This is a genomic window from Montanilutibacter psychrotolerans (genome assembly GCF_003719825.1).
Classification (GTDB): domain Bacteria; phylum Pseudomonadota; class Gammaproteobacteria; order Xanthomonadales; family Xanthomonadaceae; genus Montanilutibacter; species Montanilutibacter psychrotolerans.
The window spans coordinates 110,936-124,728 of the sequence record NZ_RIBS01000002.1 but is presented as its reverse complement, the minus strand read 5'-3'; the positions used below and the strand labels follow the sequence as shown (position 1 = coordinate 124,728).

Sequence of the window (13,793 nt, the reverse complement as noted above, 5' to 3'; positions counted from 1 at the left end):
GCAGCGCCCACGGCGGCGCGCCCGATCACCGGCGTGCGCGCCGCGCCGTCGGCGATCTCCCCGGAGCGGCGCCAACGCATGCTGCAACCGGATCCGCGGGTCCCGGACCACGCCACCGCTGACCCACCCGAGCCCCATGCCGACAACGCCCCGTCACCCGCACGCTCGCGCCGCCCTGCTCATGCTCGGCAGCACCCTGTTCTTCGCGTTGATGACGGTGGCGATCCGGCTGGCATCGGAAACCCTGCATACGTTCGAGATCGCGTTCTTCCGCAACTTCTTCGGTGTCGTGGCCGCGTTGCCGCTGGTGTTCAAGCACGGCCCGGGGCTGCTGCGGACCGACCGCCTGCCCAAGTACCTGTTCCGCTGCCTGATCGGCGTGGTGTCGATGTTCTGCAGCTTCTGGGCCATCGGCAACCTGCCGCTCGCCCAGGCCGTGTCGCTGTCGTATTCCACGCCGCTGTTCGTGACCATCGCCGCGGTGTGGTTCCTGCACGAGCACGTCCGCGCGCGACGCTGGGTGGCGGTGGTGGCCGGCTTCATCGGCGTATTGGTGATCGTGCGCCCGGGCAGCGCGGAATTCTCCGCCGCCAGCCTGGTGGCGGTGGCGGCCGCCGTGCTCAGCGGACTCGTGTCGATCCAGATCAAGCAGCTTTCGGCCACCGAACCGGCCGACCGCATCGTGTTGTGGACCACGCTGCTGTGGGTGCCGATGTCGCTGGGCCCGGCGCTGTTCGTGTGGGAATGGCCGCAAGGCATCACCTGGCTGTGGGTGGCTGCCGCGGGCGGACTGGGCACGGCGGGTCACATGCTGTGGACGCGCGCGATCAAACTGGGCGACGTGTCCGCGCTGACCCCGATCAGCTTCATGCAATTGCCGGTGGTGGCGCTGTTCGGGTTCCTGCTGTTCAACGAGGACATCGACCGCTGGACGGCGATCGGCGCCGGCATCATTTTCGCCGCCAACGCCTACATCGCGCGCCGCGAGGCGGTGCTGGCGCGCAACGCGCAGACCTCCGCGCCACTCACGGGTGCCAAGCCGGGCGAGTGACTGGCGGTGCGCTTGCCCTGATGAGCCAACGGTGGTGCCGCCCGAGATGGCCGGCCCATGAACCACCGGCCACGTCTCCGCTTGTGCAACGCAGCGAAGACACGCCGCCTGGCAGCGCGAAAGGGGGGTAAACCGGCCGCCGCGCGGGCAGTTCGCGGCCGTATTCGGCGCCAACCGGCCGCCGTCGTTGACCCCGCCGGAAGCCGGCCCGTATCACTACGCAGCCGTATGGTTACGGCAACCGGCGCCCAGGATTGGCTGCTCATTCCTTGCAGGGCGTGCTGGCACGGCTCACAGGACTGACCGGAGGGATACGCCCATGGACCGCAAGCACTCGGCAAGCCTCGCACTCGGCATCGCACTGGCCCTGGCCGCTCCGGCCGCCCTGGCCGAAGACGGCGACTACTGGTGGTGGCAACAGATCGCCAACCTGTTCTCACCGCCGCCGGCCGACAACCGCGTCACCAGCGACCAGGCCAACGCGGCCAGCTACCCGCTGCGCGATCACGCGGACGGCTTCAGCGACGGGTTCCAGCCCGGGCTCTACTACAGCTGGCAGACCGTGCGCATGGCGCCGGAAACCGGCGCGGTGTGCAGCAACGGTTCGCCGTTCAAGATCTTCGTCAACCGCGTGCCCAACACCCGCAACACGCTCATCTACATGGAAGGTGGCGGCGCATGCTGGGACTACGACAGCTGCCAGGGCCTGACCAAGCGCGGCGCGCGCAATCCCAACGGCATCCCCGACGACTACATGAGCCTGCTCAACCCTTCGGCGAGCCTGGTCAGCCCCTTCGTCACGCGGGTGTCGATCACCGCCGATTACGTCAAGACGCAGAACTGGAACCTGGTCTACGTGCCCTACTGCACGGGCGACATCTATGCCGGCGACAAGGTGGCCGTGTACCCCGACCCGCGGGGCGAGAAGCCGCCGCTGGTCTATCACCACAACGGCCTGCGCAACCAGCGCGCGGTGGTGGCCTGGATGAAGAACCACCTGCCGCGTCCCACCCAGCTGGTGCAGACCGGCTGCAGCGCCGGCGGCGTTGGCAGCCTGATCAACTACGAACACATGCGCGGCGATCTGGCCGCCGATCGCGGCTTCCTGATCGACGACTCCGGCCCGGTGTTCAGCGCTCCGGTCGGCGCCGATCCGAACCAGTACCCGTCGCAACCGCTGTTCACCACCATCCGCTCGGCCTGGGGCATGGACGCGGCCAACGGGCCGCTGGCGTACGCCGCGGCGGGCCTGGGTGCTCACGGCTTCAACAGCACCGACCTGGGTACGGTGGTTCCTGCGCTGGCGGCCAAGCGTCCGGGCGACCGCCTGGGCATCACCTACTTCTGGCAGGACCTGAATTACTCGTCGTACTCGTACGAGCGCTTCCACGACGACATCGCCAACGCGCCGACCCAAGCCGCGAAGGAAGCGCTGATCCACCAGAAATGGGCGGTCGACACCCACCGGCTGCGCCAGACCACCGATGCGCTGCCCAACGTCGGCGGCTACTACCCGCAGTTCCGCGCGCTCAACGAGAGCCACTGCGACAGCATCGTCGACTTCAAGCATGGCGACGTGCAGGAGCGCAATCTGCAGCTGGGCAACTTCATCGACAACGTGCTCAACGGCCAAGGCGCGGTGATGGACGCCTCCGAGGCCAACGACGCGGCCGATCGCGCCAAGCCGTACAACATCTTCTACGCGCTGATCGACCAGTTGCTGGCCGGTGGTTGAACACTGCCGAGCGTCGCCGGGGCCCGCCGCGATTGACCGCGGCGGGTCCGTCGGGCGGGTGTGGGCAAGCCAGGGGCGGCTTACCCACGCCTCAGGCGCGGCGCGGCGGCGCCCCGGAGCAGATGCCGCGATGGCCGCACGTCGCGGCACGGTCGAACCCACAGGGAGCTTTCGATGAAACGACGGAACCTCGCGGTAGTGGTGGTGCTCGTGCTCGGCATCGGCGGAACGCTGGGCGTCGCGCAGTGGCGGCAAGCCGCGCCACCCGTGGCGGCCGCCACCGACCGGACGGACAACCCGGGAACGGCGCGGGGCAATCCCGGCGTGCCCGAGGCGTGGCGCAACGATCCGCGCGTGCGCGCCTACCGCGACCGCCTTGCCTTCCAGCGCGACGCCCGATTGTTCGCGCGCCAGGCCGCCGGCCTCGACCCGGCCGAGCGCGCACGCCGCGCAGGGCGCCTGGCCAGCGCGATCGATCACTACGAACGGGCCGGCGAGCTGTCCGCCGGCGAAACCCTGATGCTGCGCATCGGCCTGATCCGCGCCGACGACGGCGACGAAGCCACCCAGGTGCGTCGCATCACCGACCTGGTCGAGCGCTACCGCGCGCATGCCCGCGCGCGCAACGCGGCCTTCCTTCAAGCGCAGCGCAATGACCCCGCGTTCAACGACTACAAGCATCGTGAGGCGCGCATCGTCCGCGAGGTGATGGCCATGACCCGGATCCCCGGCGGACTTCCCCGCGACACGTACCTGCGCCAACGCCTTCAGCAGGAGCGGCAGCTGGCGTACGCGGACACGCATTGATGCGTGAACCGGCGCGCTCCTGCGAGATTCGGGGTGAGGGGCGCGATGTCCGATGACGGGTGAGGAGGAAATGCGTCGGCGGTTGCGGGTACGTCGCGTGCCGATCTCGTATGCCGGGGTGCGCTTTGCTTCCCCGGCCTAGGCTGTTTGCGAGCGCCAAGGCCGGAAGTCGCCCCGGAACACCAGCAAGTACACCGCCACCGCCCATACCGAGGCCGCGGCCCAGCCGGCCAGGATGTCGGACGGGAAATGCACGCCCAGGTAGATCCGCGACAACCCAACCAGCGGCACGAACACCGCCATGGCCGCGACCACCGGCCAGCGCCATCGCGTGTGCCACGTCAGCAGCACCAGCACCCACGCCAGCGTCATCGAGCCCATGGCGTGGCCACTGGGAAAACTGAAGTTGTGCTCGGGTGCGATCGACTCCCACAGCGCCGGTCGGTCGCGCGCAAACGCCGGCTTGGCCGCGAGGTTCAGCAACGCCGAACCCGCCAACGCGATGGCGGCAAACGCCGCTTCGCGAAACCGCCGGCACAGCGTCAGGCCCAGCACCAGCACGATGTCGAACGGCACCACGCCCTGCAGATAGCCGATTCGGCTGACCAGCACGAACAGGCGGTCGAAGCCGTCGCGCGCCAGCGAATGCGCCAGGCGCAGGATCGGTTCGTCGAACGGGATCTCCGCTCGCTCGTGAATCTCGTCGGCCAGCTCGGCAAACCCCCACAGCGGCAGCAGCAAGCCCATGAACACCAGGGCAAGGCGCATGCCATGCCGGCGCAGCAGGCGCGCGATCAGGCCTGCTTCAACCTGCAGTGCCGTGCTGGCGGCCTGCGACGCAACGTCGACCGCGTCGCGCCCGGGTTCAGGCGACGCGGGCATTCCCGCCATAGTTCCGTTCGACGTAGAGGTCGATGAGGCCGACGAACTCGTCGGCGATGTTCTCGCCGCGCAAGGTCACGGTCTTCTCGCCATCCTCGAACACCGGCGCTGCCGGTGCCTCGCCCGTGCCCGGCAGCGAGATGCCGATGTTGGCGTGTCGCGATTCGCCCGGGCCATTGACGATGCAGCCCATCACCGCAAGCGTGAGGTTCTCCGCGCCCGGATGGGTGACCTTCCACTCGGGCATCTTCGCCCGGACGTGCTCCTGCACCTTCTGCGCGAGCTCCTGGAAGAACGTGCTGGTAGTGCGTCCGCAGCCCGGGCACGCGGTGACCATCGGCGTGAACGCGCGCAGTCCCATGGTCTGCAGCAATTCCTGAGCAACGATGACCTCGTTGCTGCGCGCCTGACCCGGTTCGGGCGTCAGCGAGATGCGGATCGTGTCGCCGATGCCTTCCTGCAGCAGCACGCCCAGCGCCGCGCTCGACGCCACGATGCCCTTGCTGCCGATGCCGGCCTCGGTCAGGCCCAGGTGCAGCGCGTAGTCGCCGCGGCGGGCCAGCTCGCGGTACACCGCGACCAGCTCCTGCACGCCACTGACCTTGGCGCTGAGCACGATGCGATCGGCCGGCAGGCCAATCTCCACGGCGCGGGCGGCCGACTCCAGCGCCGACAGGATCAGCGCCTCGCGCAGCACGCGGCCTGCGTCCCAGGGTTCGGCGCGCAGGTGGTTCTCGTCCATCAGCCGGGTGGCCAGCGACTGGTCGAGCGACCCCCAGTTGGCGCCGATCCGCACCGGTTTGTCGTGCTTGATCGCCAGCTCGATGAGCGTTGCGAACTGCGCATCCTTCTTCTTGCCGAACCCGACGTTGCCGGGGTTGATGCGGTACTTGGCCAGCGCCTGGGCGGCGGCCGGCTCGGCGGTCAACAGCTGGTGCCCGTTGTAGTGGAAGTCGCCGATGATGGGGACCTCGATGCCCATCATCGCCAGCTTGTCGACGATGCGCGGCACCGCGGCGGCGGCTTCGGCGGTGTTGACCGTCACCCGCACCATCTCCGAACCCGCGCGCCACAGTTCGGCCACCTGCTTGGTGGTGCTGGCGACATCGGCCGTGTCGGTGTTGGTCATCGACTGCACCACCACCGGCGCGCCGCCACCGACCTGGACGCCACCGATGGTGACGGCTCGGGTCAGGCGGCGCGGCAAGGGGCCGAATCCGGGGTTGGCGCAGGGCAGAATCTGGTCGGTCGTCATCCCCCTATTGTAAGCCACCGCCCAGCGGCGCTTGCCCTGTTCCGGGTTCAGCACGCCCCGTCACGACGTGCCCACCGGTGGCTGCCCGCAGCGCCGCCATGCGAGCCCGGCGTGACCGGGGACGGCGCCTGCGTTACCTTGGCCCGCCCGATCGCGATGCCCCACCGCAGATGAACCGCGACGACGCCAACCACGTCCTCAGCCCGAGCCAGCTCAACACGCTGGCGCGCGACCTGCTGGAAGGCGCGTTCGGGCTGGTGTGGGTCGAAGGCGAACTGGGCAATCTCTCGCGGCCGTCCTCGGGACACCTGTACTTCACGCTCAAGGACGCGCGCGCGCAGGTGCGCTGCGCGATGTTCAAGCCCAAGAGCAGCTGGCTGAAATTCGTGCCGCGCGAGGGTTTGCGCGTGCTCGCGCGCGGCCGGTTGACGCTGTACGAGGCGCGCGGCGACTACCAGCTGGTGCTGGACCACATGGAAGAAGCCGGCGAAGGCGCGCTGCGCCGCGCCTACGACGAACTCAAGGCGCGCCTGCAGGCCGAAGGCCTGTTCGACGCCGAGCGCAAACGCGCGTTGCCGGCGTTTCCGTCGCGAATCGGCGTGATCACCTCGGCCAGCGGCGCGGCGGTGCGCGACGTGCTCAGCGTACTCGCCCGGCGCTTTCCGCTGGTGGACGCCGAGGTGCTGCCGGTGCCCGTGCAGGGCGACGGCGCGGCCGCGCAGATCACCCGGATGCTGCAGCGCGCCGATGCCTGCGGGCGTTACGACGTGCTGGTGCTGGCGCGCGGCGGCGGCTCGTTGGAAGACCTGTGGGCGTTCAACGACGAGGCCCTGGCCCGAGCGATCGCGGCGAGTTCGACACCGGTGGTGTCGGCGATCGGCCACGAGACCGACTTCAGCCTGTCCGATTTCGCTGCCGATCTGCGCGCGCCAACGCCGTCGGTCGCGGCCGAACTGCTGGTGCCCAGCCGCGACGACCTGCTGCGCCGGTTGGCCGCGATCGACGCGCGCCTGCGCAACCTGCAACTGCAACGCCTGCGGCAGGCGATGCAACGCGCCGACCGTGCCGCGCTTCGCCTGCACGCCTTGCGACCTCGCGCGCGCCTGGACCTGCTGCATCGTCGCCAGGCCGAAGCGCTGCGACGCCTGTCCGCGGCCTGGCAACGCCGCCTGGAGCGCGAGCGTGCACGGCTGCGGCATGCCGAGGCGGTGCTGCGCGCTGGCCATCCGCAACGCCGCATGGACCGCCTTCAAGCGCGCCTGGCCGCAGTGGCCCAGCGTCCACAGGCGGCGATGGCGCGCCGCCTGGCGCACGACGCGTTGCGCCTGCGCGGCCTGGCCCGTTCGCTGGAAGCGGTGAGCCCGCTGGCAACCGTCGCCCGCGGTTACGCGATCCTGCGGACCGAAGACGGCCGCGTGGTGCGCAGCGTGCTGGATGCCGCGCCCGGCGATCGCGTGGCCGCCCGCCTCGTCGATGGCGAGCTGCGGCTGCGCGTGGAGTAGTCCCGCGCGGGCCACCCGGGCTGGCCTGGTCGCAAGCGAAGGCACAGCGAGTGAACGCAGCCAGCGCACGTGCACGCCGGCGCATCCCGTTTGCGCTTAACCTCGCCACTCCAGCGCCGGTGGAAAGGAGCCCCGCATGTTGAAGAAGCGCTACCCCTATTACCTGGCCAATCGTCCGGTCATGGCCGACAGCCAGCTCGACGTCCACGACAAGTACAGCGGCCGGCGTGTCGCGCGCGTGGCGATGGCCGATGCGGGCACGGTGAGAAAGGCGATCGTCGCCGCGCACAAGGCGCGCGACGCCATGGCCGCCTTCACGCCCGATGCCCGACGCGACGTGCTCGAACATTGCGTGCGCCGCTTCGGTGAGCGCAGCGAGGAACTCGCGCGCGCGCTGTGCATCGAGGCAGGCAAACCGATCCGCGACGCGCGCGGCGAAGTGGCCCGGCTGATCGACACCTTCCGCATCGCCGCCGGCGAGGCGACGCGCATCGAGGGCGAGACGATCGAGCTGCAGCTCTCGCCGCGCACACGCGGCTACCGTGGCATCACACGACGGGTGCCGGTGGGCGTTTGCAGTTTCATCACGCCGTTCAATTTTCCGCTCAACCTGGTCGCGCACAAGGTTGCCCCGGCCATCGCCGCGGGCTGCCCGTTCGTGCTCAAGCCGGCGGCCAAGACGCCGCTGGGCGCGCTGATCATCGCCGAGGTGCTGGCCGAGACCGATCTGCCCCGCGGCGCGTTCTCGGTGCTGCCGTGCTCCAACGAGGACGCCGCGCAACTGGTCGAGGACGAACGCATTGCGCTGCTGAGCTTCACCGGCGGTCCGATCGGCTGGGAGCTCAAGGCGCGTGCCGGACGCAAGAAGGTGACCCTGGAGCTGGGCGGCAACGCGGCGTGCATCGTCGACGCCGATCCGGGGGCGTCGCTGGATCATGTCGTCGAACGGCTGGTGTTTGGCGCCTACTACCAGAGCGGCCAGAGCTGCATCAGCGTGCAGCGCATCTACGCGCACGCGGCGGTGTACGACAAGCTGCGCCGCAAGCTCAAGGCGGCGGTCGGCAAGCTGCGCATGGGCGACCCCGGCGACGAGGCCACCTTCATCGGCCCGATGATCGACGAGGACGCGGCGATCCGTGTCGCGTCGTGGATTGACCAGGCGCGCAAGGCCGGCGCCAAGCTGATCGCCGGCGGCACGCGCGAAGGCAACCTGCTGCCGGCGAGCCTGCTGGAGAAGGTGCCGCGCGATGCGTTGCTCAACCGTTGCGAGGCGTTCGGGCCGGTCGCACTGCTCGAGCCGTTCGAGGACTTCGATGCCGCGATCGACGCGGTCAACGACAGCGAGTTCGGCCTGCAGGCCGGCGTGTTCACTGGCCGCCTCGACCACGCGATGCGGGCCTGGGACCGGCTCGACGTCGGCGGCGTGATCGTCGGCGATGTGCCGAGCTTCCGCGTCGACAACATGCCCTATGGCGGAGTGAAGCACTCCGGGCTGGGCCGGGAGGGTGTGCGCCACGCGATCGCCGACATGACCGAGCCGCGTTTGCTGGTGATCCGCACGGTGTGAGCCTGCGCGGCGTGAGCAGCGAGCGGGCTCGCGCCCCGCTCGCTGCCCGCTCGTCACTGGCCGAAAGGTTTTCTTCGCCAGGGCAACCCCACCCGCCAGCACCGTGCGTTCGAGCTTCCGTCCACCACGGGAGTACCCCATGAAACGCCATCTGCTGTTCGTCGCGATCCTCGGCTGCGCCGCGCTGACCTCCTGCCAGACCGCCGGCGACTCGGCCGCTTCCGCGTCCGACAAAGAGTCCGACCCCACCGAAGGCCGCGCGCCGGAAGCACCGCTCGAGTTCGTTGCCGTCACCGGCAGCCGCGAGCAGCGCGCCGAGCTCGCCCGCCGCGCACCGGCTGGCGCGCCGTCTCTAAACGGCTACCTGGCGCAACCCATGCAGGCGATCGCCGGACATCCGGTCGCCAACACCGAGAAGTACGCGCAGCGCGACGACAACCCGGTGCAGCGCACGTCCGAGCAACCGGTGTCGACGTTCTCGATCGACGTCGACACCGGCAGCTACAGCAACGTCCGCCGCATGCTGACCCAGGGCCAGCGCCCGCCGGCCGACGCGGTGCGCGCGGAGGAGTTCCTCAACTACTTCGACTACGGCCACGCCGCACCGCAATCGCGCGAAACGCCGTTCCGGGTCAGCACCGAACTCGCGCTGGCCCCGTGGAACAGCAAACGCCAGCTGCTGATGATCGGCATCAAGGGCTACGACGTGCCAAAGGCGAGCCTGCCGCCGGCCAACCTGGTGTTCCTGATCGACACCTCCGGCTCGATGAACTCGCCCGACAAGCTGCCGCTGCTGAAGGAATCGTTCGCGATGCTGACCCGGCAACTGCGACCGCAGGACCGCGTCTCGATCGTGGTCTACGCCGGCGCCGCCGGACTGGTGCTCCCGCCCACCGCCGGAGACCGCCAGGAGGAGATCCTCTCCGCGCTCGATCGCCTGTCCGCCGGCGGCAGCACCAACGGCGGCGACGGCATCCGCCTGGCCTATGCGACGGCCCGGCAGGCCTTCGTGGAAGGCGGGAGCAATCGGGTGATCCTGGCCACCGACGGCGATTTCAATGTCGGCACGGTCGATGGCGGTTCGTTGGAGACGATGGTCGGCGACCAGCGCAAGTCCGGCATCGCGCTGACCACGCTCGGCTTCGGCCAGGGCAACTACAACGATGCGCTGGCAGAGAAGCTGGCCGACGTGGGCGACGGCAACCACGCCTACATCGACAGCGTGCAGGAAGCGCAAAAGGTGCTGGTGCAGCAGATGGGCGCCACGCTGATGACCATCGCGCGCGACGTCAAGATCCAGGTCGAATTCAACCCGGCCACGGTGGCCGAGTACCGTCTGATCGGCTACGAGAACCGCCTGCTCAATCGCGAGGATTTCGCCAACGACAAGGTCGACGCCGGCGACATCGGCGCGGGCCACCAGGTCACCGCGCTGTACGAGATCACCCCCACCGGCACCGACGGCGACCGGTTGCCGGCCTTGCGTTACGGCGCCGATGCCCCTGCGGCCGGCAACACCCGCGAGGTCGCCCACGTGCGCCTGCGCTACAAGCGCCCCGAACAGGACACCAGCCGGCTGATCGAAGCGCCGATCCTGCGCAGCCAGCTCAAGCCGGCGGCCGGCGAATCGATGCGATTTGCCGCGGCCGTCGCCGGATTCGCCGACCTGCTGCGCGGCGGCAGCCGTTTCGATGGCTGGAGCTGGGACGCGGTTGCGGCGACGGCGCGTGGCGCCCAGGGCGACGATCGCGGCGGCGAGCGCGCGGGCTTCATCGAGCTGATGGAACTGGCTCGGCCGATGCTGGCCGGCGATGCCGCCGCCCAGGGCGAGGTGGCGGTCAGCGAATGACCGCGGTCAGTGCCCCACGGCCAGCGCAACCGCGCTGACCATGTTCTCGGCCGGGCGACCGAACAGGTAGCCCTGGCCCTGGCCGCAGCCCAGCTCGCGCAGCACGCGACGCTGGGCTTCGGTCTCGATGCCCTCGCCGATGGTGTGGATGCCCAAGGTGCCGGCCAGCGCCTGGATCGCGCGCACGACGGCGATGCTTTCGGTCTGGTTCTCGCCGACCAGGCCGGCGACGAAGCTCTGGTCGATCTTCAGGCATTCGATCGGGAAGCGGTGCAGGTACGACAGCGCCGAGAAGCCGGTACCGAAGTCGTCGAGCTGGGCAAGCACGCCGTGGCTGCGCAGCGTGCGCAGGGTGCGCAGCGCGCGCGGCACGTCGTCGAGCAGCGCCACCTCGGTGATCTCGATGCGCAGGCGGCTGGGGTCGGCGCCGGCATCGTCCAGCAGGTGCAGCAGGCGGTCGGCGAAATCGGCCGAACGGAAGTGGCGCGGCGAGACGTTGATGGACAGATAGCCCTCGCCGCCCATCGCCAGGCGCTGGGTGACCTGGCGGTACATCACCCAGTCGACTTCCTCGATCAGGCCGCTGTCCTCGCCAAGGCCGATGAACTCGCCCGGCAACAGCAGGCCGCGGCGCTCGTGCCGCCAGCGCAGCAACGCCTCGTGACCGACCACGGCGTGGTCGGACAGCCGCACGATCGGCTGGTAGAACGCGACGAAACCCTCGCCGTTGATCGCCCGGCGCAGGTCGGCCTCGAGATCCAGGATGTGCACGGCCTGCTCGCGCATCGCTTCGTCGAACACCGCCCAGCGATCGCGCCCCGCGGCCTTGGCGCGGTACATCGCCGCATCGGCGTCGCGCAGCAGTTCGGCGCCGGTGCGGTAGCGCTGGTGCCACAGGGCGATGCCGAGACTGGCCGACGGGAACACTTCGCGCCCCGCCACCCAGCACGGCTGGCCAAGCGCGGTCAGGATGCGCTGCGAGAGTTCCTCGGCCACATGCAGCGCCTCGAGGTCCTCGATCAGGATCGCAAACTCGTCGCCGCCCAGGCGCGCGACGGTGTCGGCGCCGCGCACCGCCGAGACGATGCGGCGTCCGGCCTCGATCAGCAGTTCGTCGCCGGCCGAATGCCCGGCGCTGTCGTTGACCAGCTTGAAGCGGTCGAGGTCGAGGAACAGCACCGCGAACAGGCGCGAGGGGTCGTGATGGGCGCGCGCGATGGCGGCGCTGAGGCGGTCGAGCAGCTGGTTGCGGTTGGGCAGGCCGGTCAGCGCGTCGTGGCGCGCCTGGTGGGTGAGCTGCTGTTCGGCGCGCAGTCGCTCGCCAATCTGCTCGAGCAGCTCGGCATTGGCCTGGGCCAGTTCGCGGGTGCGGTCGAGCACGCGCTGTTCCAGCTCGGCATGCGCGCTGACCAGGCGGTCCTGCGACTGCTTGCGCGCCAGGCCGATGCTGATGTGATGGGCGACGAAGGTCAGCAGGTCCTGGTCGCGCGCGCTGAAGGTGATGGCCGGCGAGTAGCTCTGCACGGCAATCACGCCGACGACCGAGTCATTGCGCACCAGCGGCACGCCAAGCCAGCAATGCGCCAGCGCGCCGTGGCTGCGAGCCACGCCGCGTGCTTCCAGGCCGTTGATGCGCGCGCGATCGGCCAGCAACGGCTGGCCGCTGGAGATCACGTACTCGGTCAGGCCCGCCGACAGGCGGCGCGGCAGGCGGCTGATGTCGCGTTCGTCGATGGAGTACGGGAAGTCGAGGTTCTCGCCGTTCTCCGACAGCAGCGCGATGTAGAAATTGCGCGCGTACAGCAGCTCGCCGACCACGTCATGCACCTGGGCGTAGAAGCGCTCCAGGGTCTCGGAAGTGATCGACAGCTCGGCGATGCGGAACAACGCGCGCTGCAGGCGTTCGGCACGCTGGCGTTCGACGATCTCCGCCTGCAGGTCGCGGTTGCTCTGCTGCAGCGCGCGGGTGCGTTCTTCGACGCGCAGTTCGAGTTCCTCGCGCGCCTGGTGGCGGTCGAGCGCGGTGAGGATGTGCTGGGCGACGAACACCAGCAGTGCACGCTCCTCGTCGCGGTAGCTGTCGGGGCGGTCGTAGCTTTGCACCACGATCGCGCCGCAGACGCGGTCGTCGCGGCGCATCGGCACGCCCAGCCAATCCTCGCTGTCGGGCCCTTGGTCCTTTTCGAGCGCCGCCGTGTCGATCTCAGCGTCGGAGGCCACACCCAGTTGTTTGCGGATCTCCACGGAGTTGCCACGCAACGGCTCGCCGTGGCGCAGCATCGCCAGCGTGAGGCTGTTGGGCATGTCCTCGGCGCGGATGTAGCGATCCGGATCGGCCTGGTAGGGGTCGAGCTGGTCGGCGAAGTACAGGAAGCGCATCGTCTGCCGCACGTCGTCGTACAGCACGATGTAGAAATTGTCGGCGTACATCAGGCCGGCCACCACGCCGTGGATGCGGCGCAGCATGTCGCTCAACTCGAGGTCGGAGCCGGCCAGGTCGGCAATCTCGTACAAGGCCTGCTGCAGGCGCTCGGATTTGCGCAGCGACTCGGCGCGCGCGTGCTGTCGTGCCGCCGCCAGGTGCGCCTCGACCAGCGCCTGCGCCAGCCGCAGCCAGCCCAGTGCCGCCGATGGCGCCATGGGCTGCGCCGGGGCGGCAACCAGCACCACCGACGTTTCCTCGTCCTTGTCCAGCCAGGTGCGTTCGAGCCGGACCGGGCTGCAGACGGCTTCGCTGCGGCTGTTCAGCAGGCGGTCGGCGCGTGTCGCCAGGGCCGCCACCTCGATGCCGGCGCCCGCTCCGCCCTGGGCACCGCCGCCATCGCGCCAGCGCAACACCAGCGTGGAGCCAGCCGGAAGCGCCGCCAACAGGGCGTTTGCCAGTGAATCGGCAGGGATCTGCAGTTCGCCTGCCATCCCGGTCGTGTGCCTGTTGCCCTTCGTTTGCACCGCGCCCAGCCCCTCTTGATTCCTGCAGGATACCGCGCCGTACAGGTGCCGGCCCAACCCCATCGCACGCCCCCGGCCGTTGCCATGAGGGTGACCCAGCTATCGCCCCTGCCCCTGTCCCGCCCGACGCCGCGCCTTGCCTCGGTACCTGCACCTTGCCGCAGCGGCTTCCCGTCGGCAACGTCAACCCGTAACC

Annotated in this window: 9 protein-coding genes; 6 read left to right on the top strand and 3 right to left on the bottom strand. The window is 69.7% G+C overall.

The window, feature by feature from the left end:
- Window positions 1-136: 136 nt before the first annotated feature.
- From EER27_RS04210 to EER27_RS04200, 3 genes are all read left to right on the top strand, one after another.
- Window positions 137-1,051: a DMT family transporter gene (locus tag EER27_RS04210; protein WP_223807166.1), complete on the top strand. Its 915-nt coding sequence runs from the start codon at window positions 137-139 to the stop codon at window positions 1,049-1,051.
- 319 nt (window positions 1,052-1,370) lie between these two features.
- Complete coding sequence (locus EER27_RS04205; RefSeq protein WP_123086789.1) at window positions 1,371-2,786, top strand: pectin acetylesterase-family hydrolase; 1,416 nt, start codon at window positions 1,371-1,373, stop codon at window positions 2,784-2,786.
- Window positions 2,787-2,960: 174 nt separating this feature from the next.
- The gene (locus tag EER27_RS04200) at window positions 2,961-3,593 is read left to right on the top strand and encodes a hypothetical protein (RefSeq protein WP_148040923.1); all 633 of its coding nucleotides are present in this window, start codon (window positions 2,961-2,963) and stop codon (window positions 3,591-3,593) included.
- A gap of 138 nt (window positions 3,594-3,731) precedes the next feature.
- Here EER27_RS04200 and EER27_RS04195 read toward each other — a convergent pair whose 3' ends face one another.
- Window positions 3,732-4,361 (bottom strand): phosphatase PAP2 family protein, encoded by a 630-nt coding sequence (locus EER27_RS04195; protein WP_223807204.1) that lies wholly within the window; start codon window positions 4,359-4,361, stop codon window positions 3,732-3,734.
- A 97-nt stretch (window positions 4,362-4,458) separates the two neighbouring features.
- Window positions 4,459-5,730, bottom strand: a complete 1,272-nt coding sequence (gene ispG, locus EER27_RS04190) for a flavodoxin-dependent (E)-4-hydroxy-3-methylbut-2-enyl-diphosphate synthase (protein ID WP_123086786.1) — start codon at window positions 5,728-5,730, stop codon at window positions 4,459-4,461.
- A gap of 170 nt (window positions 5,731-5,900) precedes the next feature.
- Here ispG and xseA point away from each other — a divergent pair, with 170 nt between their 5' ends.
- The 3 genes from xseA to EER27_RS04175 all read left to right on the top strand — a co-directional run bounded on the left by xseA (window position 5,901) and on the right by EER27_RS04175 (window position 10,648).
- The gene (gene xseA / locus EER27_RS04185; RefSeq protein ID WP_123086785.1) at window positions 5,901-7,232 is read left to right on the top strand and encodes an exodeoxyribonuclease VII large subunit; all 1,332 of its coding nucleotides are present in this window, start codon (window positions 5,901-5,903) and stop codon (window positions 7,230-7,232) included.
- Window positions 7,233-7,368: 136 nt separating this feature from the next.
- Window positions 7,369-8,799: an aldehyde dehydrogenase family protein gene (locus tag EER27_RS04180; protein ID WP_123086784.1), complete on the top strand. Its 1,431-nt coding sequence runs from the start codon at window positions 7,369-7,371 to the stop codon at window positions 8,797-8,799.
- 139 nt (window positions 8,800-8,938) lie between these two features.
- Window positions 8,939-10,648, top strand: a complete 1,710-nt coding sequence (locus EER27_RS04175) for a vWA domain-containing protein (protein ID WP_123086783.1) — start codon at window positions 8,939-8,941, stop codon at window positions 10,646-10,648.
- Between the two features lie 6 nt (window positions 10,649-10,654).
- Here EER27_RS04175 and EER27_RS04170 read toward each other — a convergent pair whose 3' ends face one another.
- Entirely contained in the window at window positions 10,655-13,564 is a 2,910-nt protein-coding gene (locus EER27_RS04170) for an EAL domain-containing protein (protein WP_123086782.1), read from the bottom strand.
- Window positions 13,565-13,793 lie beyond the last annotated feature (229 nt).

Bases quoted from the DNA above. Each gene is read 5' to 3' on its own strand.
- EER27_RS04210 (WP_223807166.1), top strand. From the start codon at position 137: ATGCCGACAACGCCCCGTCACCCGCACGCTCGCGCCGCCCTGCTCATG.
- EER27_RS04205 (WP_123086789.1), top strand. From the start codon at position 1,371: ATGGACCGCAAGCACTCGGCAAGCCTCGCACTCGGCATCGCACTGGCC.
- EER27_RS04200 (WP_148040923.1), top strand. From the start codon at position 2,961: ATGAAACGACGGAACCTCGCGGTAGTGGTGGTGCTCGTGCTCGGCATC.
- EER27_RS04195 (WP_223807204.1), bottom strand. From the start codon at position 4,361: ATGCGCCTTGCCCTGGTGTTCATGGGCTTGCTGCTGCCGCTGTGGGGG.
- ispG (WP_123086786.1), bottom strand. From the start codon at position 5,730: ATGACGACCGACCAGATTCTGCCCTGCGCCAACCCCGGATTCGGCCCC.
- xseA (WP_123086785.1), top strand. From the start codon at position 5,901: ATGAACCGCGACGACGCCAACCACGTCCTCAGCCCGAGCCAGCTCAAC.
- EER27_RS04180 (WP_123086784.1), top strand. From the start codon at position 7,369: ATGTTGAAGAAGCGCTACCCCTATTACCTGGCCAATCGTCCGGTCATG.
- EER27_RS04175 (WP_123086783.1), top strand. From the start codon at position 8,939: ATGAAACGCCATCTGCTGTTCGTCGCGATCCTCGGCTGCGCCGCGCTG.
- EER27_RS04170 (WP_123086782.1), bottom strand. From the start codon at position 13,564: ATGGCAGGCGAACTGCAGATCCCTGCCGATTCACTGGCAAACGCCCTG.